Raw genomic sequence first — 25,169 nt, 5'->3', positions numbered from 1 at the left:
TCAAGACAGTGATTTAGGTGTTTTTAATATAAACGTATACTATCTACTATACCCAAATTGTGAACCCCTTAAAATGTCCATGTCAGACCTTTATATGTAAGGTTACTATTATTTACATTTGTATTCAATCCAAAAAATTAAGAGCTACCCTAAGGTAACTCTTAATCGTCATTGATTATGATATTCGTTATAGACATCTCTCTTCGCTAGTTGTCGTTCCTTGGCTACTTCTTTAATGGCTTCTTTAGAACTTACATCGTTTTGTTGAAGGATATAATCCACGTGCTCGATAATAGACAGTGTATGCCAATAAGCCTTTTCAGAATCTTCCACTTCAACTTCCTGATTCCCCTCAAGGACTATACAAAATTCACCACGTATTTCTTCTGTTTGTGACCATTCTATAGCTTCTGCTAGGGTGCCACGCAAAAATTCCTCAAATTTTTTAGTCAGCTCTCGTGCTAAAACAATACGACGATTTCCGAGAATAGCTTCCATATCTTTTAATGTTTCCTTTAAGCGATGAGGTGCTTCATATAATAAAATCGTTTCTTGTCGTTTTTTTAATTGTTCTAATTGTTGGCGACGATCTTTTTTTCCACGATTTAAAAAACCATAAAAGAAAAATGGCTGAGGTGTTAATCCTGAAGCGATTAATGCAGTTATTGCTGCATTTGGACCTGGTATAGGCACAACCGGAAAGTTTTGAGCAATTGCTTTTTCAACTATATCTGCACCAGGATCAGAAATACAAGGTAAACCTGCATCACTCACTAATGCGATGGTCTTCCCTTCCTGTAGAAAAGTTAATAATTTTTCTCCACCTACAGCTAGATTATGTTCATGGTAACTCATTAAAGGTGTGTCAATTTCAAAGTAGTTACATAATTTCTTTGTATTTCTAGTATCCTCTGCTGCAATAATATCAGCTTCTTTTAAAATACGGAGCGCCCGTACACTAATATCCTCTAGATTTCCGATAGGTGTCCCTACAAGATATAAACAGCCTGTCTGATCGTGTATTGTACTTTTTTGTGATTTCACGATTCACCCCTCCTTATATACATTATTTTTTGAGTTCTTGTTAGTTGCTTAAAAGCATATTCTGCGCGCATTGCCTCTTCCTTTGTTTCAAATTCTTCCTTATAAATACACTTTACTGGCCCTCTAGCTCTTGTATATTTTGCCCCTTTGCCAGCATTATGTACAGCTACACGCTTTTCTAAATTATTTGTATAGCCTGCGTAAAGTGATTGATCCACACACTCTAGCACGTAAAAATAGTGACTATTGCTCTTTTCCATAAAGAATCTCTCTCACTTCTGCTGTGTATTCATTATTCTCATTATAGACATACAATGGTGGTAATATTTTTAAATCAGGCTTCCCATCCTTTATTCCTTCTATTAATAATGTATTGGCCTCTTTTCCTTCTTTCGGATAAATAAGCTGCATTCGTTTTGGCTCTAAACGATTTGCACGCATTGCCGTAACTATATCTAATAATCGACCTGGTCGATGTACAAATGCTGCTTTCCCACCTTGCTTTAATAATTTGCTTGCTGATTGAATGGCCTCTTCTAATGTTAAATAGAGTTCATGTCGTGCAATAGCATGATGCTCACTAAGATTTTTATCACTAGCTTCATGCGCTAAAAAATAAGGGGGATTGCACGTAACAACATCGTATTTTTCAATGCCCAGTTGTTTCGGTATTTCTTTTACATCTCCAAGAATCATTTGAATTTGATTTTCTAATTGGTTATAGCGGACACTTCTCTCTGCCATATCTAGCAGGCGTGGCTGAAGCTCAACTCCTGTTATTTGCCCCTTCGTTCGTGCACTTAAAAAGAGAGGGATTACACCATTTCCCGAGCATAAATCTACAATACTTCCTTTATGAGAGGGAATACTGACAAACTTTGAAAGCAATACCGCATCCAATGAGAATGAAAAGACAGATGGACTTTGAATAATACGTAAATTCTCAGCCAATAAATAGTCTAGACGTTCATCACCTTTTAGCCATTTTTCCATGCTAATTCCTCCTATGCTACAAAAGAAAAGACTGATACCACCGTGGTGGGAATCAGCCTTCTATTATACATTTTGTTTATTTAAAAATGATAGACAAAACAGACAATCTTCACCTTTTCGAGAGCTTCCAAAATGAACATGACAAACATGGAAACCTTCCTGGTATAGACGAGCTAGGTTATCATAGCCTTCACCTATATCTAGCGGACTCTCTTTCTTTACTTCAGCAGCTTGTACGGAGTGTGTATTTGAAAGTAGTTCTTCTAGACGTGTGCGAAGATGATGATTTTCTGTTTCGAGTGCCTTATGCTCTTCCATCATTAACGCTACAAATTGTTTCAATGCACTAAATTGCTCCTGCATTGCTTCGAGCTGTTGTTCGAACTCCATAACGGTATCTAAGAAATTACGGTCCTTCACCCAAGCCACCTCGTTAAATTCTCTATCTTATATAAGATTTTTTTCGCATGCTAGCAGTTCTTCTAGTGTATACTCAACTGTGCGCTCCTGCTCTTGTAAATATACTTGAATAAGTCTTTCCAGCACATTTAAACCTACAACTTTACCGCGGCCATCTGGTGTCATAGCTACTTCACCTAAATCTGGCATACCTTCTTTTGCCTCTTCATACTCATCATTCTCATACTTTAAGCAACACATTAAACGTCCGCAAAGTCCTGATATTTTTGAAGGATTTAAAGATAAGTTTTGATCTTTAGCCATTTTTATAGAAACTGGCTCAAAATCTCCTAAAAATGTAGAGCAACATAGCATACGACCACAAGGCCCAATGCCTCCTAATAATTTTGCTTCATCACGAACACCGATTTGGCGAAGTTCGATACGTGTTCTAAATACCGAAGCTAAATCTTTTACAAGATCCCTGAAGTCAACTCGTCCTTCAGCTGTAAAATAAAAAATGATTTTATTACGATCAAATGTATACTCAACATCTACAAGCTTCATTTCTAGATTATGTTCTATAATTTTAGTACTCGCAAGTTCAAATGCTCGTTTTGACTCAGCAGCGTTTTCTTCTACTTGTATACGATCACGATCATCCGCCGGTCGAAGTACTTGTTTAAGTGGTAATACAACATCATTATCACCTACTACTTTTTGAGGGACAACCACTTTACCATATTCGACGCCGCGCGCTGTCTCAACAATAACATATTGACTATCTTCTAATAGAAATGATGCTGGATCAAAATAATATATTTTACCCGCTTTTTTAAAGCGGACTCCTACTACATTATACAAATGTATATCCCTCCTGCAGATTTAGCATTAACTGCTCCATCAATAACGTCCTATTCATGTTACGCTGTAAAGATGCACGCGCCTGTAAAATAGATTCCATTTGCTTAGACAATTGCTCATAAGTGGAATATAACGCGACTTCTTTGAATAGTGGTAACATGTCTGGATAAGTACAAGCTGCCTCGGGATTAGCTTTTATTGACACTATATCACGGTAAGCAAATAGTAGTAAATCCATTGCTTGCTCTATTTCGCTTTTTTCTTTAAAGTGTGGTAGCCACTCCTCGTGCACAATAAGCATGGCCTCATGTACATTTTGCCGAATAGCTTCTACTAATTTTAACACTGTTTTTCGAGCAAGTGCAAACTGCTCATCACTTGCTAAAAATATCGCCATTTCGAGCTCGTTCGTCATCATACTTACGGTTGAAGCCATCGAATGCGAAATATTATTTTCCTGTAAATGCTGTAATAAAACATGACGGGGCATTTTTTGGAATTTTATGTGTTGGCAACGCGAGCGGATCGTTGGTAGTATCGATTGCATTTGCTCTGTTAATAAAATAGCAGTAACCTCACCATCCGGCTCCTCTAAAAATTTAAGTATCATATTGGCAGAAGCAGTGTTGAGACGATCTGCATGATGAAGAACATAGATTTTGCGTCCCTCTTCTACGCCCATCATTTTCATTTCACCAATTAATTCACGCATTTGATCAATCTTAATAAATTGACCCTCTGGATAAATTTGATGAATATTTGGATGATTTCCCGAATCCACACGTCTGCAATTTCGACATGTTTCACATGGAACATTTTCATTTGGGTGCTCACATAGCATTAGTTTGACAAAAAAATGCATAATATCTGCTTTGCCTGTCCCTTTTTCACCGTCAAAAATGTACGCATGTGCTAATCTATTTTTGTCAAAAATCGTTTGAAGTTGCTTCATTACAACTGGTTGTAGCGCGAATAGCTCTTCAACATTCTTGGCCATATATTTAAAATTCCTTCCTGTTTCTATTGTAAAGATGGGACTGTTCCACTCTTAACTTTCCATAGAAACATTGCAGTAGTTCTTTATTGGCGATTGCGTTTTGCGTAAAATTGCCACTGTCACCTCACACATTTGGGAAGATAATCACAGCGTTCTTTATTAACAGATATTCTTGAATTCAAAAATGAAATGATAAGTATTTAAACGCTATTGGTTTTCAATTGATCATGGGTCTACTATTGAATGAAGGTAAATATTCGAAAAAAGCCCGCGCCTATAGGAGAATGAGACACGGGTTTTACATATATAAGTTAATTAGTAAGCCTTTAATCTCACCGATTTTATCAAGGAGGTCAATCGCTTCTTTCTCTTCGTCTAAAAGATCTTGCGCAAGTTCAACCAGACGTGTATCAATAGTATCAATGATTTTTAAACGTCTTCCTTCACCAAAACGATTCCAAGTATGAGATTGCTTTAATTCCATACCATGTTCTACTGTCTCTTGTAGAAATCGTTTAACTAGCATTTTAAACCTAGCAAGTTCTCGTAAATTACGCGATCTCGCAACTCGGTCACCTGCAGTAGATATATCCCCTAACAACCTTGTCAATTGCTCAGTTTGCAACTTTGTTCCTTGCTTGACGACCATATCCCCAAATCGGTTATTTTGATTATTATTTTGTAGTGGCTCTTTACGATTTGTATTTAACCCGACGCGTATATCTTGATTAATTTTCAAGCTTGTTTCGCCCCCACGATCTTTATCTATTTCTCCTCAGCATGATTGCTTTAGGATAACAATAGGCTAAATCCTAGTCATGATTCTGCCTTTCAAACAGTGAACCCTAATGTTTATGAGGAGGCTCTTTTTTAAAAATGATGGAATTGTTCAATTGGTAAAACAAAGACAGTGGCTCCTCCTACCTCAACCTCTACAGGATAAGGAATATAGGAATCAGCATTTCCCCCTAGTGGAGAAACTGGCGCAACCATCTGCTCCCGAGCACGACAATTATCCCGAATAATATCTAAAAGTTTGGGTATGAGAGAGTCTTCAGTTCCTATAAGAAACGTCGTATTTCCTGAACGTAAAAATCCTCCTGTGCTCGCTAATTTAGTTGCGCGAAACTGATTTTTCGTTAAAGCATTTGATAAGCGGCTGCTATCCTGATCCTGCACTACAGCTACGACTAACTTCATTCGCACTCACCCCTTTTATAAAATTAACCTAAATAGGTTTCAATATTATTCCTAAACTTTTAATACTCCCACTATTAATAATCTAATTGAAGATAAAATAATGGATAGTATCATTATATCACATTGTTATAGACAACTTCATGTATTTACTGTATTGCGTCCAATAATAATGACCATACATCTTCAACAACGCTATCAATATCTTGGTCAGCATTCACAATACGTATACGTTCTGGATAACGCTCAACTAGTAGTAAATACCCTTCATGCACCTTTTGATGAAACGGTAAACTTTCAACATCTAAACGATTTACTTCGCGATTTCCCGTTGCATAAATACGTGCTAACCCTACTTCTGGTGCAATATCAAATAATATCGTCATATCAGGTAATTTCTTTCCGATAGCGAATTCATTAATGGAAAGCACCTCATCAATACCTATACCTCTTGCATAACCTTGATAGGCTAAAGATGAATCGATAAAACGATCACATATTACCAACTTCCCAGCATCTAAAGCAGGTTGAACCTTTTCAAAATAATGCTGGCTTCTTGCTGCGGCATATAACAATGCTTCAGTTCGTTCATCCATTGCTGTATGTGCAGGATTTAAAATAATCGTTCTTATTTTTTCTGCAATTTCAATTCCACCAGGTTCTCTTGTTGCTAGAACATCAATATTTATTTCTGCTAACCGCTCTGCAATCTTTTGAATGACTGTTGTTTTCCCTGCTCCTTCTGGACCTTCAAATGTTATAAATAAATTGCTCTTCATGCTGTTAATTGCCTCCAACTATTTAATGACCTGAATCAATTTTTCTGTTAAACGATGATTTCCTTGAAATGTTGCACCTGCTGCTAGTAATTCTTCTAATTGACTTAGTTTTGCTACTGTTATTCTTTCTCCTGGCACTAGTAATGGAATGCCGGGTGGATAAGGAATAATCATACTTGCTGATATTCGTCCCATTGTTCGCATATATGGTAACCATTCTTTATTTAAAGATGCAATCTCATTGAAAGTATAAATAGGCTCAGTTATCTGAACAAACTTATAAGCTGCTTGAGAAGCCTGGCTGCTATCAGTTTTTGCTGTTTCTAATAGCAATGTCACAGCTTCCTTTATTCGGACTCTTATTTCAGCAAACGGATAGGTATGTCCTTGCTTGAGTAATGGTAATATGAATAAAACTTGATTCCTATCAGCTAACTCCCCATAGATATGCTCTGCCTCTAGCGCCTTCTGTAATTGAAAGCCACTATAACCTTTGACACGTAAAAGTAATTTGAGAGGGTCATCTACTTCAATAACTTCCAAAGAGCCAATTGTTCGTAATGCTTCAACCCATTGATTCCTTTTTTCTATTATATATGCCCCATCACTCTCCATATATGTCTGTACATAATAACGAGCATCATCTAATGAAGCTAATAGCACATAAGATGGGCTACTAGATTGTAGCATACGTAAATAGTGATGGATTTTGTCAGCTTCTATTAACTCCGATCTCACATGCATAAAGGATGCCATCGTCATCGCAGGTAGAGTTTTATGCGCTGATTGTACGACAACATCTGCCCCAAGAGACAAAGCTGATGGTTGAAATAATGAACATGCATGAAAGTGAGCGCCATGTGCTTCATCCACCAATACAGGGATCCCCTTTTCATGGCAATAAGCAATTTGTTGCTGTATTTCACTAGAGGTTACCCCATAATAAGTAGGATATGTTAAAACAACCGCTTTCGCCTCTGAATAATTTTCTACAGCTTCCTTTAAATCCTGAAACGTAACATGTGTTGCCGTTAATGTTCGTTCATCCCATATCGGTGACACGAAAATAGGCTTGGCTCCAACAAGTTCAATGGCATGAAATATAGACTTATGCGCATTCCTTTGAACAATAATGGTATCGCCTTTTTGACAAGTAGCGTAAATCATTGCTAAATTTCCAACGGTAGAGCCACCTACCAAAAAGAAACTTTTCATCGCTCCATATGTATCCGCTAATAAATGTTCTGCTTCTAAGATCATTTCCTCAGGATAATGCAAATCATCCAGTCCTGATAATTCAGTTACATCATAACGCATAACATCCTTAAATGCTTGCGGAAGGTGAGACAGTTCGCCATGCTTATGGCCAGGGACATGAAAAGAAATATTTTGTTGTTGTCGAAAACGTTCTAATCCCTCGATAATCGGCTTTTTCTTTTGCAAAACAAACACCTATTTTCGTTATATTCTCACCTAATTATACGAGATTATAACGCGATAAAAAAGTCATCCCTCAGCAAGCTGCTCTATATTTATAGGAAAAGTTATAATTTTTCAATAAAATGCCTTACTATTATAAAAACCGACCATTGCCTCCTTCTGCAATAGTCGGTTCTCCACCCTTTATAAATGAAACTATTAATCTTTTGCTACCGTCAAAGCCATTTGACTAACAAGTTGCTCCACCAATTGTGGAACAAATTTTTCTAATACGGGATTCATCATTCCTGCTAAAAAGCCACTAGCCTTCATAGTTAAGCTACCAGTAAGTAGGAGTGATTCATCTTGATGCTTAATTTCAAATGACCCATCACCATTTATCGGATCCGATAGGCCAACTAAATCAAATAAGACTTGATGTGGTTCTGAAGATTTCAATTGAAGCTCCACCTTCACAGCCTTTTGAATGATGCCGAAGTCACCTTGAAAAACCCAAATCATATTATTTGCATTTAGCAACTCATGATGCAAATAACCTGGTATTAAAACAGCCCACTTTTCTCTATTTTGAATAAAGCTCTCTACCTTTTCTCTCTGTATATAAATTGCGTCACTCGTATATAGTCCTGTAGCCACTGTATTTCATCCCCTTTGTCCAATCTTTACCATTAGATTTTACCATTTTTGATGCTTACAAAGACAGACAAAAATAAAAACCGCCGAGATATATCTCAGCGGTTACAATTGCCTAGCGACGTCCTACTCTCACAGGGGGAAGCCCCCAACTACCATCGGCGCTAAAGAGCTTAACTTCCGTGTTCGGTATGGGAACGGGTGTGACCTCTTTGCCATCATCACTAGACTATTTTCGGCTTTCAATATACATCGCATTTCTTCGTCAGCTGCTGTCGTTCAGTCAGTCACGTACTTGAGTACGCTCCTTCCCTCTCTCTATTGCTTCCTCGAACTACTCGTATCTTGAAACCCTTCATAAAAGAAATTATTCTTTCAAAACTGGATAAACGGTTCATTGAAGGTTTCAAACTTTTTTGGTTAAGTCCTCGATCGATTAGTATTCGTCAGCTCCATGTGTCACCACACTTCCACCTCGAACCTATCTACCTCATCGTCTTTGAGGGATCTTACTTACTTGCGTAATGGGAAATCTCATCTTGAGGGGGGCTTCATGCTTAGATGCTTTCAGCACTTATCCCGTCCACACATAGCTACCCAGCGATGCCTTTGGCAAGACAACTGGTACACCAGCGGTGTGTCCATCCCGGTCCTCTCGTACTAAGGACAGCTCCTCTCAAATTTCCTACGCCCACGACGGATAGGGACCGAACTGTCTCACGACGTTCTGAACCCAGCTCGCGTACCGCTTTAATGGGCGAACAGCCCAACCCTTGGGACCGACTACAGCCCCAGGATGCGATGAGCCGACATCGAGGTGCCAAACCTCCCCGTCGATGTGGACTCTTGGGGGAGATAAGCCTGTTATCCCCGGGGTAGCTTTTATCCGTTGAGCGATGGCCCTTCCATGCGGAACCACCGGATCACTAAGCCCGTCTTTCGACCCTGCTCGACTTGTAGGTCTCGCAGTCAAGCTCCCTTGTGCCTTTACACTCTACGAATGATTTCCAACCATTCTGAGGGAACCTTTGGGCGCCTCCGTTACCTTTTAGGAGGCGACCGCCCCAGTCAAACTGTCCGCCTGACACTGTCTCCTGCCCCGCTAAGGGGCATGGGTTAGAATTTCAATACAACCAGGGTAGTATCCCACCGACGCCTCCTTCGAAGCTGGCGCTCCGAGATCTCTGGCTCCTACCTATCCTGTACAAGTTGTACCAAAATTCAATATCAGGCTACAGTAAAGCTCCACGGGGTCTTTCCGTCCTGTCGCGGGTAACCTGCATCTTCACAGGTACTATAATTTCACCGAGTCTCTCGTTGAGACAGTGCCCAGATCGTTACGCCTTTCGTGCGGGTCGGAACTTACCCGACAAGGAATTTCGCTACCTTAGGACCGTTATAGTTACGGCCGCCGTTTACTGGGGCTTCAATTCGCAGCTTCGCTTGCGCTAACCACTCCTCTTAACCTTCCAGCACCGGGCAGGCGTCAGCCCCTATACGTCACCTTACGGTTTTGCAGAGACCTGTGTTTTTGCTAAACAGTCGCCTGGGCCTATTCACTGCGGCTCTCATGCGCTTGCACGCTCAAGAGCACCCCTTCTCCCGAAGTTACGGGGTCATTTTGCCGAGTTCCTTAACGAGAGTTCTCTCGCACACCTTAGGATTCTCTCCTCGACTACCTGTGTCGGTTTGCGGTACGGGCACCTCTCACCTCGATAGAGGCTTTTCTTGGCAGTGTGAAATCAGGAACTTCGTCCATACGGACTCGCCATCACAGCTCAACGTTACAGTGTGCGGATTTGCCTACACACACGCCTTACTGCTTGGACGCGCATAACCAACAGCGCGCTTACCCTATCCTACTGCGTCCCCCCATTTCTCAAACGGTGAGGAGGTGGTACAGGAATATCAACCTGTTGTCCATCGCCTACGCCTATCGGCCTCGGCTTAGGTCCCGACTAACCCTGAGCGGACGAGCCTTCCTCAGGAAACCTTAGTCATACGGTGGACGGGATTCTCACCCGTCTTTCGCTACTCATACCGGCATTCTCACTTCTAAGCGCTCCACCAGTCCTTCCGGTCTGACTTCAACGCACTTAGAACGCTCTCCTACCACTGACATCGTAGATGTCAATCCACAGCTTCGGTGAATCGTTTAGCCCCGATACATTTTCGGCGCAGCGTCACTCGACCAGTGAGCTATTACGCACTCTTTAAATGATGGCTGCTTCTAAGCCAACATCCTGGTTGTCTGTGCAACGCCACATCCTTTTCCACTTAACGATTACTTTGGGACCTTAGCTGGTGGTCTGGGCTGTTTCCCTTTTGACTACGGATCTTATCACTCGCAGTCTGACTCCCGTGTATAAATATCTGGCATTCGGAGTTTGTCTGAATTCGGTAAACCGGGATGGCCCCCTAGTCCAAACAGTGCTCTACCTCCAGTATTCTCATCACGAGGCTAGCCCTAAAGCTATTTCGGAGAGAACCAGCTATCTCCAAGTTCGATTGGAATTTCTCCGCTACCCACACCTCATCCCCGCACTTTTCAACGTGCGTGGGTTCGGGCCTCCAGTAAGTGTTACCTTACCTTCACCCTGGACATGGGTAGATCACCTGGTTTCGGGTCTACGACCACGTACTATTTCGCCCTATTCAGACTCGCTTTCGCTGCGGCTCCGCCTTCTAAAGCTTAACCTCGCACGTAATCGTAACTCGCCGGTTCATTCTACAAAAGGCACGCTATCACCCATTAACGGGCTCTAACTACTTGTAGGCACACGGTTTCAGGATCTCTTTCACTCCCCTTCCGGGGTGCTTTTCACCTTTCCCTCACGGTACTGGTTCACTATCGGTCACTAGGTAGTATTTAGCCTTGGGAGATGGTCCTCCCGGATTCCGACGGAATTTCACGTGTTCCGCCGTACTCAGGATCCACTCAGGAGGGAACGAACTTTCGACTACAGGGCTTTTACCTGCTCTGGCGGACCTTTCCAAGTCGCTTCATCTAACTCGCTCTTTTGTAACTCCGTATTGAGTGTCCTACAACCCCAAGAGGCAAGCCTCTTGGTTTGGGCTCTTCCCGTTTCGCTCGCCGCTACTCAGGGAATCGATTTTTCTTTCTCTTCCTCCAGGTACTTAGATGTTTCAGTTCCCTGGGTCTGCCTTCAAGACGCTATGTATTCACGTCAAGATACTACGCGATTAAACGTAGTGGGTTCCCCCATTCGGAAATCTCCGGATCAAAGCTCACTTACAGCTCCCCGAAGCATATCGGTGTTAGTGCCGTCCTTCTTCGGCTCCTAGTGCCAAGGCATTCGCCGTGCGCCCTTAATAACTTAACCTATCAGCTTCCAATACACATCGCATTTAACTGCTCGTGTCTTGAAACCTTTTAATGTTATTAAGCCTATAAAAAACTTAAAAAAATAAATGTGTTTGTTACTATTTCAATGTCGTTTTATCCAGTTTTCAAAGAACAAGTTTTGAAGTATTTCATTCAGAAGAATGAACCTTCAAAACTGAACGCAAAACGTAATCTTACAAACCCAAGGTTTGTATTCCGAAAATATCCTTAGAAAGGAGGTGATCCAGCCGCACCTTCCGATACGGCTACCTTGTTACGACTTCACCCCAATCATCTATCCCACCTTCGGCGGCTGGCTCCAAAAGGTTACCTCACCGACTTCGGGTGTTACAAACTCTCGTGGTGTGACGGGCGGTGTGTACAAGGCCCGGGAACGTATTCACCGCGGCATGCTGATCCGCGATTACTAGCGATTCCGGCTTCATGTAGGCGAGTTGCAGCCTACAATCCGAACTGAGAACGACTTTATCGGATTAGCTCCCTCTCGCGAGTTGGCAACCGTTTGTATCGTCCATTGTAGCACGTGTGTAGCCCAGGTCATAAGGGGCATGATGATTTGACGTCATCCCCACCTTCCTCCGGTTTGTCACCGGCAGTCACCTTAGAGTGCCCAACTAAATGATGGCAACTAAGATCAAGGGTTGCGCTCGTTGCGGGACTTAACCCAACATCTCACGACACGAGCTGACGACAACCATGCACCACCTGTCACCGTTGCCCCCGAAGGGGAAACTATATCTCTACAGTGGTCAACGGGATGTCAAGACCTGGTAAGGTTCTTCGCGTTGCTTCGAATTAAACCACATGCTCCACCGCTTGTGCGGGCCCCCGTCAATTCCTTTGAGTTTCAGTCTTGCGACCGTACTCCCCAGGCGGAGTGCTTAATGCGTTAGCTGCAGCACTAAGGGGCGGAAACCCCCTAACACTTAGCACTCATCGTTTACGGCGTGGACTACCAGGGTATCTAATCCTGTTTGCTCCCCACGCTTTCGCGCCTCAGTGTCAGTTACAGACCAGATAGTCGCCTTCGCCACTGGTGTTCCTCCAAATCTCTACGCATTTCACCGCTACACTTGGAATTCCACTATCCTCTTCTGCACTCAAGTCTCCCAGTTTCCAATGACCCTCCACGGTTGAGCCGTGGGCTTTCACATCAGACTTAAGAAACCACCTGCGCGCGCTTTACGCCCAATAATTCCGGACAACGCTTGCCACCTACGTATTACCGCGGCTGCTGGCACGTAGTTAGCCGTGGCTTTCTAATAAGGTACCGTCAAGGTACAGCCAGTTACTACTGTACTTGTTCTTCCCTTACAACAGAGTTTTACGAACCGAAATCCTTCTTCACTCACGCGGCGTTGCTCCATCAGGCTTTCGCCCATTGTGGAAGATTCCCTACTGCTGCCTCCCGTAGGAGTCTGGGCCGTGTCTCAGTCCCAGTGTGGCCGATCACCCTCTCAGGTCGGCTACGCATCGTCGCCTTGGTGAGCCGTTACCTCACCAACTAGCTAATGCGCCGCGGGCCCATCCTATAGCGACAGCCGAAACCGTCTTTCAGTGTTTCACCATGAGGTGAAACAGATTATTCGGTATTAGCCCCGGTTTCCCGGAGTTATCCCAAACTATAAGGTAGGTTGCCCACGTGTTACTCACCCGTCCGCCGCTAACGTCGAAGGAGCAAGCTCCTTCTCTGTTCGCTCGACTTGCATGTATTAGGCACGCCGCCAGCGTTCGTCCTGAGCCAGGATCAAACTCTCCATAAAAGAAATTTGATTAGCTCAAATTGTTTTGCTGGCATCAATTTTGATGTCCGAAATTTTGTTTCGTTCACTAGCTAGGCTAGTTACTTAAAACTTTATTGATTACGTTTTGCTTGTTCAGTTTTCAAGGTTCATGTTGTTTTTCAACAGCAACTCTTATATAATATCATGTCTCATACACTGTGTCAACATAAATTTTTTAATTTATTTTCGTTTCAACCAGTTGTATTGGCGACTTCTATAACTATACCATAATATTATTATATTGCAAGCATTTTATAAAATAAATATTAAAGCTGTTATTCCTAGAACCCCTGGAATACCTAAAACGGCAATTGTTAAGACAGAGAAAAGATTAATCGGCACATTATATCCTATATAACCGATACCTAAATGAATCATAAATAATAATAGGAAGGCAAATGCAAATCGAAACCAAAAAACAGATAATCCTTCTAAGATTTTGCCAAGCTTAGCATGTCTTATTATGACATAAAGAAAAAGAAGCCCTACAGGAACACAAATACTCATAATTACTAACCAAGACATATGGTTACCCCCTCAAAAAAATAATTATGAAAGTTTATGTTTCCTGTATTGCTTCTATGAATGGCCAATAGAACTATTTAATTAACACTCTGCGAATTCTAGCTTCTTTAAATAAATAAAAATGAATGCTTTCTGCCGCTTTTCGTTGAGCGATCGCCCCTAGATCATAGTCGTCCATTAATTCTTCTATTATCTTAGCCTGTTGTAAATCCTCTTTTGTTTCTTTTATAAGATTTACAAGCCTATCATCGAACTCTTTTTTTAGCTTTCCTTTACTACGGAAGAACATATTAATCCCTCACTCACAGCTCACGTCGACCTTCCATCGCCTTAGATAACGTTACCTCATCAGCATATTCTAAATCCCCACCTACTGGTAATCCGTGCGCAATGCGGGTCGCACGAATACCTGATGGTTTGACAAGGCGAGATATATACATAGCTGTTGCCTCGCCTTCAATAGTTGAATTCGTAGCTAGAATAAGCTCTTGGACACTTTCATCGTGCAACCGGACCAACAAGGAAGCGACATTAATATCCTCTGGACCAATACCATCCATCGGTGATATCGCACCTTGTAGCACATGGTACATGCCATTATAGTCACGCATTTTTTCCATCGCAATCACATCTTTTGTATCTTGAACAACACAAATAATCGAATGATCTCGTTGTTTGTCTGTACATATGTGACATGGGTCTACATCCGTAATATTGCCACAAACGGAACAGTAGCTTAAATTTCGTTTAGCATCAACTAATGCTTTAGAAAAAGATAAGACATCTTCTTCCTTCATTGATAACACAAAAAACGCCAGACGAGCCGCAGTTTTTGGCCCGATACCTGGCAATTTCATAAAACTATCGATCAATTTTGATATTGGTTCTGGGTAGTACATATGAATACCTCCTAGAATGGAAGGTTTAAGCCTTGAGTAAATTTACCCATCGTTGAGTTCGTTTTTTCTTCTACCTTTTTTAATGCCTCATTAGTAGCAATAACGATTAAGTCTTGTAGCATTTCAATATCCTCTGGATCTACTACAGATTCATCAAGATTTACTGACACAACTTCACGTTGACCAGACACAGTTACTTTTACCATGCCGCCACCTGCAACACCTTCAAATTGCTCTGCATTTAGAGCCTCTTGAGCCTCCATCATTTCCTTTTGCATTTTTTGCATTTTTTTCATCATACCTTGCATATTTCCCATTCCGCGCATACATGTTTTCCTCCTAAAATTTAATCTTCCATAATTTCAACAAAATCTTTACCAAAGAGATTTTCAGCCTCTGTCACAAGTGGGTCCTGTGAAGCAAGTGGCTGAGCATCATCGATAAATGGCTCATCCGACATTTCTGCCGGTGGTGGTTCTAATAATTCCTCACCATTCTCTGATGCAGCTGAAGTTTTTTTGTGCTGCATACTATGATCACGGATAAACTCTTCACGCATTTTTAACCAAGATTCCTCTGGTATACAAAGCATTTCGTACATTGTACCAGTTTGTCCGGCAATTAACTGTGTAAAGTGGCCCTTTAAAGACTGATTATCTGCAACCATCTGACAATGAATATCATACTTGAATTTTAACACAAAAGCACTTGAAGATGCCGCAACTGGTTCAGCTTCAGCTAAAAGCGCAGATTGAGATTTTTGCAATTGATTTAGTGCTTGTGCCCAAACCGATTTTATACGTTGAACATCTTGCTTTGTAGCGTCTTTTAGTACCTCTTGGATACGACCGGTCGGAGCCTTATAGCCGTTTGGATTTTTAGCACGTGGTCTTTGCTCTTTTGGTGTTTGCGATGCTTGCACAGGAGCCCCTGATTGTAATTGTACAGATAATTGTTGAACCATCTGTTCAAGCGCTACAATTTTTTGAGCGAATTCAGGGTTAATAGCCGTATCGCTCGTTGTAGTTACCGCTTGATTAGTGCTCCCTCCCGAAAACTGTACCATTTTAAGTAATGCCGTTTCTAAATAGATTTTCGTATGGTGAGAAAAGCGCATTTCTTGCTGAGTTTTCGCAAGTATATCGATATAGCCATAAAGCATATTCGGTGCAAATTCATGCGCCAAGGATAATACACGTTCTTCAGGAGACACGAGCTCTAATAATTCAGCTAAATCATCACTTGTTTGAAGTAATAATAAATCACGGAAAAATGTAATTAAATCTTCTGAAAGACGCAGTGGATCTTTACCATCAACAATTAGTTGTTCTAATAGCGCAAGCATTTGTGCAACATCTTTCGCTTTGAGTGCCTCGGCTAAATCATAAAAAACATCCTGACTTATTGAACCTGTAACTAGTAATGTATCCTCAAGCTTTAGTTTCTCTCCGCTGAAAGATACTACTTGGTCCAATAAACTTAAAGCATCACGCATTCCCCCAGCAGCAGATTGCGCTATTACCTTTAAGCCTTGCTCCTCATATGGCAGCTCAATATCTTCTAAGACAACTTTCATACGTTCAATAATATCACTGGTAGAAAGTCGTTTGAAATCAAAGCGCTGACAACGAGAAATAATTGTTGCAGGCAATTTATGAGGCTCTGTTGTTGCTAAAATAAATACTGCATGAGGAGGCGGCTCTTCTAAAGTTTTCAAAAGAGCGTTAAAAGCACTTGTAGAGAGCATATGCACTTCATCAATAATGTACACCTTGTATCTGCTGCTTGCAGGAGCAAAACGAACTTTTTCTATAATATCTCTAATCTCTTCAACACGTGAATTTGAAGCTGCGTCAAATTCAATGACATCAGGATGCGAACCGTCCGTAATACTTATACATGTAGCACATTCGTTACAAGGCTCTTTTGCAGGCGCATGTTCACAATTTAAAGCTTTTGCAAAAATTTTAGCTGTACTTGTCTTCCCTGTACCACGTGGCCCAGAAAAAAGGTAAGCATGCGTCGTTTTATTCGCTAGGAGAGCATTTTGTAGCGTTCTTTTGACATGCGCTTGACCGGACATCTCTCGAAAAGATTGCGGACGATACACACGGTAAAATGCTTGATACGTCACTATTTTTCTCTCTCCTTCTCCATTAAATAGAATAGTCTTATTATAGCATTTGCTGCCTTATATATAAAATGAAGTAACTAATTAAAATAAAAAAAGCATCCGCCTTATAGTAGGCGGATGCTTTGAGTTGGCAATTTAATGCCGTGCACCTTTCCTTGACAGCCGCACATAAGCGTTACTCCTGTCGTTAGCTCAGATTAGGCAACCCCGCGGCACATGGATATGACCACTTAATGCTGCTTCCTTCCGGACCTGACATGGTTCATGGGTATCCATTGCGCAGGACCCAATCGTCAACACTACGTGCAGAAGGCAGACCAAACAATACGGACAGCCTCGAAAAAGGAATTCAGTCTCGCTAGAGCGGATTGCGAGTTACAGGACACCGCTACCTTCCCACCTAGCACGGCAATAACTAGTATACTGATTGTTTGTATAAATTGCAACTTAATGCACAAATTATTTATTACCCATGTATTTTTCCCATCATGATATTTTTTCGAAAAAAATATTGACTTGAGTTTTAAGTTATGATAAATTTATTTTTGTCGAAAGACAGCAAAGTAATATAACATGGAGGTATACCCAAGTCTGGCTGAAGGGATCGGTCTTGAAAACCGACAGGCGGGTAACACCGCGCGGGGGTTCGAATCCCTCTACCTCCTCCAGTTTTTAATTTCCGACTACGAATGTAGCCGTTTTTTTTTGCCAAAATTGTATGTATGACTTGTTAAATACCACTTCCGTCTCGGTTGTGGTATTTTTTTATTATATCGCTTATGGGAGGTTGTCATATTGCCATCGAAAAGAAATATAGCTCGCACTTCCCTCACTTGGGTTATTTTGATTGCTGTTTTGACCGCAATTGGTAGTGAAATTAAAATTATGCCGTTTGCCAATACGACATTTCGCTTTGGTTTAGGCACCATTATCTTTTTCTTATGCACATTAATTAAACCCACTCCCATTATTTTAGCTGGGTTTGCTACAAGTATAGTGACAATCATTTTTCGTGTTTTTAATTCCTATTTACACGATATATCCGTATTAGAGAGCATATTTAACCATTTACCAGCAGGTCTATTTTATGTATTGTTTGCTATATGCCTACAAATTTTAGATGTTCAAACATATAGAGAAAAGCCACTAAAGCTTGGTTTACTCGTCGCTTTTAGTGAGGTCATTAGTAACTTAGCCGAACAGATTTTCCGATTTTTTGTACAAACTTATACATTTTTATTTCTTCACGACCTTTTGATCCTATTAGCAGTGGCCTTATTACGAAGCTTTTTTGTAGTTGGTATTTATAGCTCTATATTGATCGCCGAACAAAAAAAACGTGTACAAGAGATGCTAAATATTGGATCTGACCTCTATGTTGAGACTCTGTATTTAAAAAAATCCATGAACCATATTGAAACCATAACAGCTAGCGGTTTTGAATTATATCGGCAATTAAAAGCTCAAGGATATCGAGCGGAAAGCTTGCAAGCTCTTCATATTGCCCAGGAAATTCATGAAGTGAAAAAGGATTCACAACGCATCTATGCGGGCATTTCAAAGATTGTTGGTGAGAGAAGCTTCGGGCCTTTTATATTATCAGAATTATTACATTATATCGAAGACGGCAATAGTAAGTACGCTGAATTACTTGGGAAGAATATACAGTTTGAAACAAGTATAGACTTCGATTTTCAAACAAAGGAACATATTGCACTGCTTGCGCTTTTAAATAATTTAACTGCCAATGCAGTGGAGGCTATCGAAGAACAAGGTATCATTTCTATTGCTATTCAACGACAAGAGGATAATACTGTAGTAACAATATGTGATAATGGAAAGGGAATTTCACAGAATGATTTTTCTATTATTTTTGAACCTGGGTTTACCACAAAATATAATGTAGAAGGTGTCGCAGCTACTGGCATTGGCCTTTCACATGTTGCTGAACTAATAGAAAAATTAAAAGGCTCCATAACCGTTGAATCAAACAATCAATACACAACGTTTAAAATCATAATTCCTACGCAAACTATTCAAACGGGAGAGACTTAAATGAGGTATTTTATTGTAGACGACGATCGCGCAAGTCGTGTCATGTTAAAACAAATTATTGAAGATAGTGGCTTAGGTACAGTGATTGGCGAAGCTCGTAATGGAGAGGATGCCATACCACAAATTTTAATGACCCAGCCAGAGATTGTACTAATCGATTTACTGATGCCAAAGCTTGATGGTATAGCCACAGTCGAACATCTTATTCAAAATCGCTTTGAGGGTCAATTTATAATGATTTCTCAGGTTGTAAATAAAGAAATGGTTGGTGAAGCTTATGAGCAAGGAATAGATTTCTTCATTCATAAACCGATTAACCGCATTGAGGTTGAAAATGTTTTGAAAAAAACTACAGAACAATTTCGGCTAAAAAATTCACTGTTAGTTATTCGTCAATCACTTACAAATATTGAATTAAGTGAGCAAAAGGCAAATAAAGCAACTTCACGAGACCATATTCAGTCTATATTAAATGATATGGGTATTGTCGGTGAGATTGGAAGCGAGGATATTATAGCTATTATAGAAACTTTACTTGCTCATCAGCATAAGATTGCCCCCCTCCCTCCATTAAAGGAGCTTTATGAAGAAATCGCTGCTGTAACAAAGGCTACACCTGATGACATTTTAAAGGAAAGTAAAGCCATAGAACAGCGTGTGCGCAGAACGATATTAGCTGCCATGATTAATCTCGCAAACTTAGGTGTTGTCGATTACACCAACTCTGAGTTTGAATACTATGCCCCTCGCTACTTCGATTTTAAAGAAATTCGTCAACTCATGACTCAGATTGAAGATCATGACAATCGTAAAGCAAAGGTAAATATTAAGAAATTTATACAAGTGCTATATTCAGACATTTTAACAAAATTAAATTAATTTTCTCGGATTTTGTCGGATTCCATAAGTCCTCCGTATTATTAAAGTAAGGCGTGTCCTAAAAATTTAATATCAGGGGGTACAAAGGGTTTGAAGAAGAAATTTAAAATCAGTCTAGCCGCTCAAATTTTAATCGGCTTGATTTTAGGGATCATTGTTGGTGGTATTTTTTATGGAAACCCCAAGATTGAGACATATTTACAACCATTAGGGGATATCTTTTTACATCTTATTAAGATGATTGTTGTACCTATTATTATTTCTACATTAATCGTAGGTGTTGCTGGTACTGGAGACATGAAGCAGCTTGGGCGATTAGGCGGGAAATCTATTATTTACTTTGAAATTATTACGACTGTAGCTATTTTAGTCGGATTACTTTCCGCTAACATTTTCCAACCAGGTGCAGGCATAAACATGAACGAATTATCTCAAGGGGATATTTCGAAGTATGTTACAACGACTGAGGAAGTACAGCATGAGGGGCCCTTCGATATAATTGTAGGTATTGTCCCAACAAATATTATTCAGTCTATGGCTGAGGGTAATATGCTTGCGATTATTTTCTTCTCAGTTATTTTTGGTTTAGGAGTTGCAGCAGTTGGCGATCGAGGAAAGCCAGTCTTAGACTTCTTCCAAGGGGTAGCAGATGCGATGTTCTGGGTAACTAATCTCGTAATGAAGTTTGCTCCAATCGGGGTATTTGGTTTAATTGGTGTAACCGTTTCCAAATATGGGTTTGCTTCACTGGTACCACTTGCCAAATTAGCCATTCTTGTTTATGCAACTATGTTATTCTTTATCTTTGTTGTTCTTGGCCTTGTGGCAAAATTCGCAGGAATCAGCATCTTCTATTTAATTAAAGTGTTGAAAGATGAGCTAATCTTAGCATTCTCAACAGCAAGTTCTGAAGCTGTATTACCGCGTATTATGTTAAAAATGGAGAAATTAGGGGCTCCGAAGGATATTGTATCCTTTGTTATCCCAACCGGTTACTCCTTTAACTTAGACGGATCAACGCTATACCAAGCGATTGCAGCATTATTTATTGCGCAAATGTACGGTATTCACCTAAGCATTGGTGAACAAATTACGTTAATGCTTGTATTGATGGTTACATCAAAAGGGATTGCAGGGGTTCCAGGGGTATCTTTCGTAGTGCTTCTAGCCACTTTAGGTACTGTCGGCATTCCGTTAGAAGGTCTAGCATTTATCGCTGGTATTGACCGTATTCTTGATATGGGACGTACAGTTGTTAACGTAATTGGTAACTCATTAGCGTCATTAGTAATGGCGAAATGGGAAGGCCGTTTCGATCGTGAAAAAATGAAGAATTACTTTAATGAAAATGAGAATTTAGCATAAAATATAAAACGCTCACGATGTTGGATGGCATCGTGAGCGTTTTTTTATTTTCCAAGCACTTTATTTAAATACGCAACAACAGATTCTTTGCCATTTACATGTGCTTCTTGCGCACGCTTTTCATCTTTAAGTATCTTTTCCTCTGCAGCTTCAATCACTTTTTCAGCATCTTGCTGTGGTACAACAATGACACCATCCACATCTCCAATTATATAGTCGCCTGGGTGAACTGTTACTCCTCCAAGGGCAATGGGAACATTTACTTTACCACCACCATTTTTATTACCAGCAGCTACTGTAGTACCTAAAGCGAATACAGGGAAATCTAACTCACGAATAGCGGCAATATCACGAATTACACCGTCAACTACAAAGCCTTGTACACCAATACCTTTTGCTAAGGACACCACAAAATCTCCTGCTACCGCTCGATTGGTGTTTCCTTTTGCATCAATAACCAAAATATCACCTTCATTGGCCGCTCGAATAGCCTCCAACACTGCACCATTTTCACCATCTGGTAATCGTACAGTTACCGCACGCCCAGCAATTTTAAAATGATTGGCTAGCGGTTTAATCGTACTACACAAATTCGTATGTCCACCTGTCGCATCTGAAATAGCTGTTGTTGGTAGATGCTGAAAACTTACTTCCACTTTTGTCATCCATAACACCCCTATTATGATTAATGAACGTCTTACACAAATATTGTAAAGAAAATACTTATACTATTTCAATATATCTACTAAAATATTGTAAATTAGTCCACCACCTAGTCTGTGGATGGGGCAATATGGAACGTTAAATAATTTCAATAAATTGCTTGGACTGCTCGTCTAAAGCTTCAGCCGCAGATGCAATTTCATTAAAATCTTTAGTTGTAATAGTAATTTGTTCATTTGTTTTTTCTACTTTTTCAGCTATCTTTGTAATACTGTCTGTCACTTGACTAATTTCCCGCTCTATCCCTTCTATATGATCCTTCACCTCTGAAATGGATTGCTCTACCCTGACAGAAAGCTTCCGCACCTCTTTTGCCACTACATCAAAGCCTCGGCCATACTCCCCAGCTCGCGCAGCTTCAATAGCTGCATTTAAAGCTAATAAATTTGTTTGGGAAGCAATCTCTTGAATGGTTTTCACAATCCCTTTAATGGAATCAGCTTGATTTTTTAGCTGTGCCAGATTGCTAACATTTTCTTTTGACTCCTGAGAAACCACTTGAATGGTGCTCAGTAATTCTTGACTATTTTGAATACCAGCCTCTGAACGTTGATGAAGCTCATTAGACATTTCCTTCAATTGATCGGCTACATTTGTTATTTCATTTTGGCGTTCAGTAATATTTGTAGCAATTTTTGAAACACCGATTACTTTATTTGTATGGTTGGCGAAAACAGGCATATACGTAGCCTCAAGCCAAATCCTTTGGCCATTTCCATCAATTCTCTCAATTTTGCCCTGATAACTATTTCCTGCTACTAAATTGCGCCAAAATTGTTCATATGCTGGACTGTGAACGAAATGTGGTAAACAAAAATCTTTATGATTCTTTCCTAACATTTCTTGTACTGTATAGCCTAATGTTCTAGCAAACGGTTCATTCACATAGGCTACCCTTCGATTCATATCAAAACGTATAATTGCTATATTGCGTTCAATGGCTTGTACTACTAAATCATCGGTTACTTGAGTATCTGCACCTTGCATAATCCACCTCATCTATTTCTATTTTTTACCGTTTATTTTATATTATAAAAAACATGGGCAATGTTCACCCATGTTTTTTTAGTAAACGTACTATTTCCTCTGGAGTAGTTGCTATACGGAAAAAGGACTTTTGTTCAGGTCGTATAAATCCTTCCTCTAGCATTATTTTAAAATGCTGTAAGAGTGCATCATAAAAACCATTCACATTATATAAAATGACAGGTTTTTCATGAAGGCCAATTTGTGCCCAAGTAAAAACTTCGAAATATTCATCTAACGTTCCTGCACCTCCTGGAAGAGCAATAAATGCATCAGCCAGCTCCGCCATTTTAGCTTTCCGAATATGCATAGACTCAACAAAATGAATTTCTGTTAATGAAGAATGAGCCAGTTCCCGCTTTTGTAAATGGGTTGGCATAACACCAATAACCTCTCCACCTGCGGCTAAAACAGCATCTGCTACCTTTCCCATTAACCCCATTTTGGAACCGCCGTAAACAACACTATGTCCGTGCTTAGCTAATACTGTACCTAGCTCTGTAGCTTTCTCCCCATACACTGGACTTTTACCTATACCAGATCCGCAATACACTGCAATTCTTATAGTAATCCCTCCTATTCAAAAAACGTGAAACAATCGGCTATGTATTGTTTCACGTTCTTTGGTAGTTTGTTGCTCTTCTATTTTCTTAAATGGCTTGTTTGTTTTAGCATATGACTGATACGGCTCACAATTGATTCAATTGCATCCGGATTTTTTAATAAATCATAATCATTAATATCTAAACGTAGAACTGGACAGGAATTAAAATTATTAACCCAGTTTTCATAACGTTCATGCATTTCTATCCAATAATCATTTGGCGTTTGTTGCTCCATTGCGCGCCCTCGTTCTTGTATACGCCCAATAACAGCATCAATCGGTCCCTCTAGATAAACAAGTAAATCTGGATGTGGGAAATACGGTGTCATGACCATAGCATCAAATAAATTTGTGTATGTTTCATAATCTGTTGGGCTCATTGTTCCCTTATCGTAATGCATTTTAGCGAATATCCCAGTATCTTCATAAATAGAACGGTCTTGTATAAATCCTCCACCATACTCAAAAATACGTTTCTGTTCCTTAAAACGCTCTGCCAAAAAGTAGACTTGTAAATGGAAGCTCCATTTTTCAAAGTCCTCATAAAATTTATCAAGATACGGATTTGTATCTACTTTTTCGAATGATGTACGGAAATTTAATGCTTCTGCTAACGCTTTTGTCATCGTAGACTTTCCTACGCCTACAGTACCGGCAATCGTGATGACCGTTTGTGGAGGAATATCGTATTTCTCTCTTAAATTCATTATTGCAAACTCCTTTTTTGTAACGTATCCTTAATAATTTTTAAAACATAATTTAAATCGTCTGGATTTTTAACAAAATCGAGCTGATCTCCATTAAATCTAATAACTGGTATTTCAGGATGCATTTTCTCAAAATGTTCGATAAAAGAATGATAATCGGTTACGAGCTGCTCCATATAATCGCGTGATATCATTTTTTCAAAATCTCGTCCACGCATGGCAATGCGTTTCATCAATGTTTCAACGCTTGCATGTAAATAAACAACTACATTAGGAACAGGCATGTCTTTTGTTAATATTTGATATATTTCCTCATACTTTTCGTATTCGGTAGATGCCAGTGTACGCTTCGCAAATATTAAATTTTTAAAAATATGATAATCTGCTACAACTGGCTTGGCATGAGCAAATCGGAATTTTTTAATGTCCGTTAATTGCTTATAGCGATTACAAAGGAAGAACATTTCCGTTTGGAAACTCCACTCCTCAATGTTTTCATAAAACTTATTTAAAAAAGGGTTTTCGTCTACAATTTCTTTTAATAGATGGTAATTAAATGTCGCCGCTATCTCTTTCGATAAAGAGGTTTTACCAACACCAATCGGACCTTCTACCGTAACAAATGGAACCGTCACCAGAAGCTCCTCCTTTTGTTCTATGGATTCGATCATTGTGTTCTACATAAATGAGTCAGTACCTTTCATTTTATCATAGTGAGAAAATGAAAAACAGAATCAACCTATTATTCTAGAAAA

The 25,169-nt window shown here is 40.0% G+C and carries 24 protein-coding genes, 1 tRNA gene, 3 rRNA genes and 1 other RNA gene; 4 read left to right on the top strand and 25 right to left on the bottom strand.

Features of this window, described 5'->3' with window-relative positions:
• Positions 1–168: 168 nt before the first annotated feature.
• The 20 genes from rsmI to ffs form a co-directional block, all read right to left on the bottom strand.
• Positions 169–1,044, bottom strand: coding sequence for a 16S rRNA (cytidine(1402)-2'-O)-methyltransferase (gene rsmI, locus MKX57_RS00305; RefSeq protein WP_089987310.1), 876 nt, complete (start codon positions 1,042–1,044; stop codon positions 169–171).
• The gene (locus tag MKX57_RS00300; protein WP_107922840.1) at positions 1,041–1,304 is read right to left on the bottom strand and encodes a GIY-YIG nuclease family protein; all 264 of its coding nucleotides are present in this window, start codon (positions 1,302–1,304) and stop codon (positions 1,041–1,043) included. The genes rsmI and MKX57_RS00300 overlap by 4 nt, the downstream gene beginning before the upstream one ends.
• Positions 1,288–2,037 (bottom strand): tRNA1(Val) (adenine(37)-N6)-methyltransferase, encoded by a 750-nt coding sequence (locus MKX57_RS00295; RefSeq protein ID WP_089987311.1) that lies wholly within the window; start codon positions 2,035–2,037, stop codon positions 1,288–1,290. Before MKX57_RS00295 ends, MKX57_RS00300 begins: the two co-directional genes overlap by 17 nt.
• Positions 2,038–2,100: 63 nt before the next feature.
• Positions 2,101–2,457, bottom strand: a complete 357-nt coding sequence (gene yabA / locus MKX57_RS00290; RefSeq protein WP_043990641.1) for a DNA replication initiation control protein YabA — start codon at positions 2,455–2,457, stop codon at positions 2,101–2,103.
• Positions 2,458–2,484: 27 nt separating this feature from the next.
• The gene (locus tag MKX57_RS00285) at positions 2,485–3,300 is read right to left on the bottom strand and encodes a stage 0 sporulation family protein (RefSeq protein WP_008179715.1); all 816 of its coding nucleotides are present in this window, start codon (positions 3,298–3,300) and stop codon (positions 2,485–2,487) included.
• On the bottom strand, positions 3,293–4,297 hold the full coding sequence (gene holB / locus MKX57_RS00280) for a DNA polymerase III subunit delta' (RefSeq protein ID WP_008179713.1): 1,005 nt from the start codon (positions 4,295–4,297) through the stop codon (positions 3,293–3,295). Before holB ends, MKX57_RS00285 begins: the two co-directional genes overlap by 8 nt.
• A gap of 298 nt (positions 4,298–4,595) precedes the next feature.
• Positions 4,596–5,036 carry a YaaR family protein gene (locus tag MKX57_RS00275; protein WP_008179711.1) on the bottom strand — a complete coding sequence of 147 codons (441 nt, stop codon included), beginning with the start codon at positions 5,034–5,036 and terminating at the stop codon, positions 4,596–4,598.
• 131 nt (positions 5,037–5,167) lie between these two features.
• A complete protein-coding gene (locus tag MKX57_RS00270) occupies positions 5,168–5,497 on the bottom strand; it encodes a cyclic-di-AMP receptor (protein ID WP_004229230.1) in 330 nt (109 codons plus the stop codon).
• 146 nt (positions 5,498–5,643) lie between these two features.
• Positions 5,644–6,273, bottom strand: coding sequence for a dTMP kinase (gene tmk, locus MKX57_RS00265; protein WP_043990640.1), 630 nt, complete (start codon positions 6,271–6,273; stop codon positions 5,644–5,646).
• Between the two features lie 18 nt (positions 6,274–6,291).
• On the bottom strand, positions 6,292–7,725 hold the full coding sequence (locus tag MKX57_RS00260) for an aminotransferase class I/II-fold pyridoxal phosphate-dependent enzyme (protein ID WP_239355389.1): 1,434 nt from the start codon (positions 7,723–7,725) through the stop codon (positions 6,292–6,294).
• Positions 7,726–7,911: 186 nt separating this feature from the next.
• Positions 7,912–8,349 carry an SRPBCC family protein gene (locus MKX57_RS00255; RefSeq protein WP_008179701.1) on the bottom strand — a complete coding sequence of 146 codons (438 nt, stop codon included), beginning with the start codon at positions 8,347–8,349 and terminating at the stop codon, positions 7,912–7,914.
• Positions 8,350–8,459: 110 nt separating this feature from the next.
• Positions 8,460–8,575, bottom strand: a 5S ribosomal RNA gene (gene rrf / locus MKX57_RS00250).
• A gap of 187 nt (positions 8,576–8,762) precedes the next feature.
• Positions 8,763–11,690 (bottom strand): 23S ribosomal RNA (locus MKX57_RS00245).
• 234 nt (positions 11,691–11,924) lie between these two features.
• A 16S ribosomal RNA gene (locus MKX57_RS00240) occupies positions 11,925–13,476 on the bottom strand.
• The 16S, 23S and 5S rRNA genes sit together here, the layout of an rRNA operon.
• A gap of 273 nt (positions 13,477–13,749) precedes the next feature.
• A complete protein-coding gene (locus tag MKX57_RS00235; RefSeq protein ID WP_008179699.1) occupies positions 13,750–14,022 on the bottom strand; it encodes a pro-sigmaK processing inhibitor BofA family protein in 273 nt (90 codons plus the stop codon).
• Positions 14,023–14,095: 73 nt separating this feature from the next.
• On the bottom strand, positions 14,096–14,311 hold the full coding sequence (locus MKX57_RS00230; protein WP_008179697.1) for a YaaL family protein: 216 nt from the start codon (positions 14,309–14,311) through the stop codon (positions 14,096–14,098).
• A 13-nt stretch (positions 14,312–14,324) separates the two neighbouring features.
• Positions 14,325–14,921, bottom strand: a complete 597-nt coding sequence (recR, locus tag MKX57_RS00225; protein ID WP_008179695.1) for a recombination mediator RecR — start codon at positions 14,919–14,921, stop codon at positions 14,325–14,327.
• A gap of 11 nt (positions 14,922–14,932) precedes the next feature.
• On the bottom strand, positions 14,933–15,247 hold the full coding sequence (locus tag MKX57_RS00220) for a YbaB/EbfC family nucleoid-associated protein (protein WP_004233957.1): 315 nt from the start codon (positions 15,245–15,247) through the stop codon (positions 14,933–14,935).
• A 20-nt stretch (positions 15,248–15,267) separates the two neighbouring features.
• Positions 15,268–17,055: a DNA polymerase III subunit gamma/tau gene (gene dnaX / locus MKX57_RS00215; RefSeq protein ID WP_342550671.1), complete on the bottom strand. Its 1,788-nt coding sequence runs from the start codon at positions 17,053–17,055 to the stop codon at positions 15,268–15,270.
• A gap of 141 nt (positions 17,056–17,196) precedes the next feature.
• Positions 17,197–17,464: signal recognition particle sRNA large type (gene ffs, locus MKX57_RS00210), an RNA gene on the bottom strand.
• A 166-nt stretch (positions 17,465–17,630) separates the two neighbouring features.
• Here ffs and MKX57_RS00205 point away from each other — a divergent pair.
• The 4 genes from MKX57_RS00205 to MKX57_RS00190 all read left to right on the top strand — a co-directional run bounded on the left by MKX57_RS00205 (position 17,631) and on the right by MKX57_RS00190 (position 21,354).
• A tRNA-Ser gene (locus MKX57_RS00205) sits at positions 17,631–17,723 on the top strand.
• 127 nt (positions 17,724–17,850) lie between these two features.
• Positions 17,851–19,110 carry an ATP-binding protein gene (locus MKX57_RS00200; protein WP_089987394.1) on the top strand — a complete coding sequence of 420 codons (1,260 nt, stop codon included), beginning with the start codon at positions 17,851–17,853 and terminating at the stop codon, positions 19,108–19,110.
• Entirely contained in the window at positions 19,111–19,989 is an 879-nt protein-coding gene (locus MKX57_RS00195; RefSeq protein WP_008179686.1) for a response regulator, read from the top strand.
• Positions 19,990–20,079: 90 nt separating this feature from the next.
• Positions 20,080–21,354 carry a cation:dicarboxylase symporter family transporter gene (locus tag MKX57_RS00190; RefSeq protein WP_008179685.1) on the top strand — a complete coding sequence of 425 codons (1,275 nt, stop codon included), beginning with the start codon at positions 20,080–20,082 and terminating at the stop codon, positions 21,352–21,354.
• A gap of 44 nt (positions 21,355–21,398) precedes the next feature.
• Here MKX57_RS00190 and MKX57_RS00185 read toward each other — a convergent pair whose 3' ends face one another.
• The 5 genes from MKX57_RS00185 to MKX57_RS00165 all read right to left on the bottom strand — a co-directional run bounded on the left by MKX57_RS00185 (position 21,399) and on the right by MKX57_RS00165 (position 25,049).
• Entirely contained in the window at positions 21,399–22,019 is a 621-nt protein-coding gene (locus MKX57_RS00185; RefSeq protein ID WP_107922876.1) for an RraA family protein, read from the bottom strand.
• Positions 22,020–22,155: 136 nt separating this feature from the next.
• A complete protein-coding gene (locus tag MKX57_RS00180; RefSeq protein ID WP_008179679.1) occupies positions 22,156–23,064 on the bottom strand; it encodes a methyl-accepting chemotaxis protein in 909 nt (302 codons plus the stop codon).
• Positions 23,065–23,128: 64 nt separating this feature from the next.
• Entirely contained in the window at positions 23,129–23,656 is a 528-nt protein-coding gene (locus tag MKX57_RS00175) for a TIGR00730 family Rossman fold protein (RefSeq protein ID WP_043990637.1), read from the bottom strand.
• Between the two features lie 89 nt (positions 23,657–23,745).
• Positions 23,746–24,414, bottom strand: coding sequence for a deoxynucleoside kinase (locus MKX57_RS00170; RefSeq protein ID WP_008179676.1), 669 nt, complete (start codon positions 24,412–24,414; stop codon positions 23,746–23,748).
• Positions 24,414–25,049, bottom strand: coding sequence for a deoxynucleoside kinase (locus tag MKX57_RS00165; protein ID WP_036121980.1), 636 nt, complete (start codon positions 25,047–25,049; stop codon positions 24,414–24,416). Before MKX57_RS00165 ends, MKX57_RS00170 begins: the two co-directional genes overlap by 1 nt.
• Positions 25,050–25,169: the final 120 nt, after the last annotated feature.

The sequence above is a fragment of the Lysinibacillus sp. FSL M8-0216 genome (genome assembly GCF_038595555.1).
GTDB classification, from domain to species: Bacteria; Bacillota; Bacilli; order Bacillales_A; family Planococcaceae; genus Lysinibacillus; species Lysinibacillus fusiformis.
The sequence above is the reverse complement of the archived record's forward strand: the minus strand, read 5'-3'. Positions and strand labels throughout refer to the sequence as shown.

Excerpts from the sequence above, each read along its gene's own strand:
- holB (WP_008179713.1), bottom strand. The coding sequence starts at position 4,297 with ATGGCCAAGAATGTTGAAGAGCTATTCGCGCTACAACCAGTTGTAATG.
- tmk (WP_043990640.1), bottom strand. The coding sequence starts at position 6,273 with ATGAAGAGCAATTTATTTATAACATTTGAAGGTCCAGAAGGAGCAGGG.
- MKX57_RS00300 (WP_107922840.1), bottom strand. The coding sequence starts at position 1,304 with ATGGAAAAGAGCAATAGTCACTATTTTTACGTGCTAGAGTGTGTGGAT.
- MKX57_RS00170 (WP_008179676.1), bottom strand. The coding sequence starts at position 24,414 with ATGAATTTAAGAGAGAAATACGATATTCCTCCACAAACGGTCATCACG.
- MKX57_RS00185 (WP_107922876.1), bottom strand. The coding sequence starts at position 22,019 with ATGACAAAAGTGGAAGTAAGTTTTCAGCATCTACCAACAACAGCTATT.
- MKX57_RS00235 (WP_008179699.1), bottom strand. The coding sequence starts at position 14,022 with ATGTCTTGGTTAGTAATTATGAGTATTTGTGTTCCTGTAGGGCTTCTT.
- MKX57_RS00195 (WP_008179686.1), top strand. The coding sequence starts at position 19,111 with ATGAGGTATTTTATTGTAGACGACGATCGCGCAAGTCGTGTCATGTTA.
- MKX57_RS00270 (WP_004229230.1), bottom strand. The coding sequence starts at position 5,497 with ATGAAGTTAGTCGTAGCTGTAGTGCAGGATCAGGATAGCAGCCGCTTA.
- MKX57_RS00295 (WP_089987311.1), bottom strand. The coding sequence starts at position 2,037 with ATGGAAAAATGGCTAAAAGGTGATGAACGTCTAGACTATTTATTGGCT.
- MKX57_RS00220 (WP_004233957.1), bottom strand. The coding sequence starts at position 15,247 with ATGCGCGGAATGGGAAATATGCAAGGTATGATGAAAAAAATGCAAAAA.
- MKX57_RS00180 (WP_008179679.1), bottom strand. The coding sequence starts at position 23,064 with ATGCAAGGTGCAGATACTCAAGTAACCGATGATTTAGTAGTACAAGCC.
- MKX57_RS00230 (WP_008179697.1), bottom strand. The coding sequence starts at position 14,311 with ATGTTCTTCCGTAGTAAAGGAAAGCTAAAAAAAGAGTTCGATGATAGG.
- recR (WP_008179695.1), bottom strand. The coding sequence starts at position 14,921 with ATGTACTACCCAGAACCAATATCAAAATTGATCGATAGTTTTATGAAA.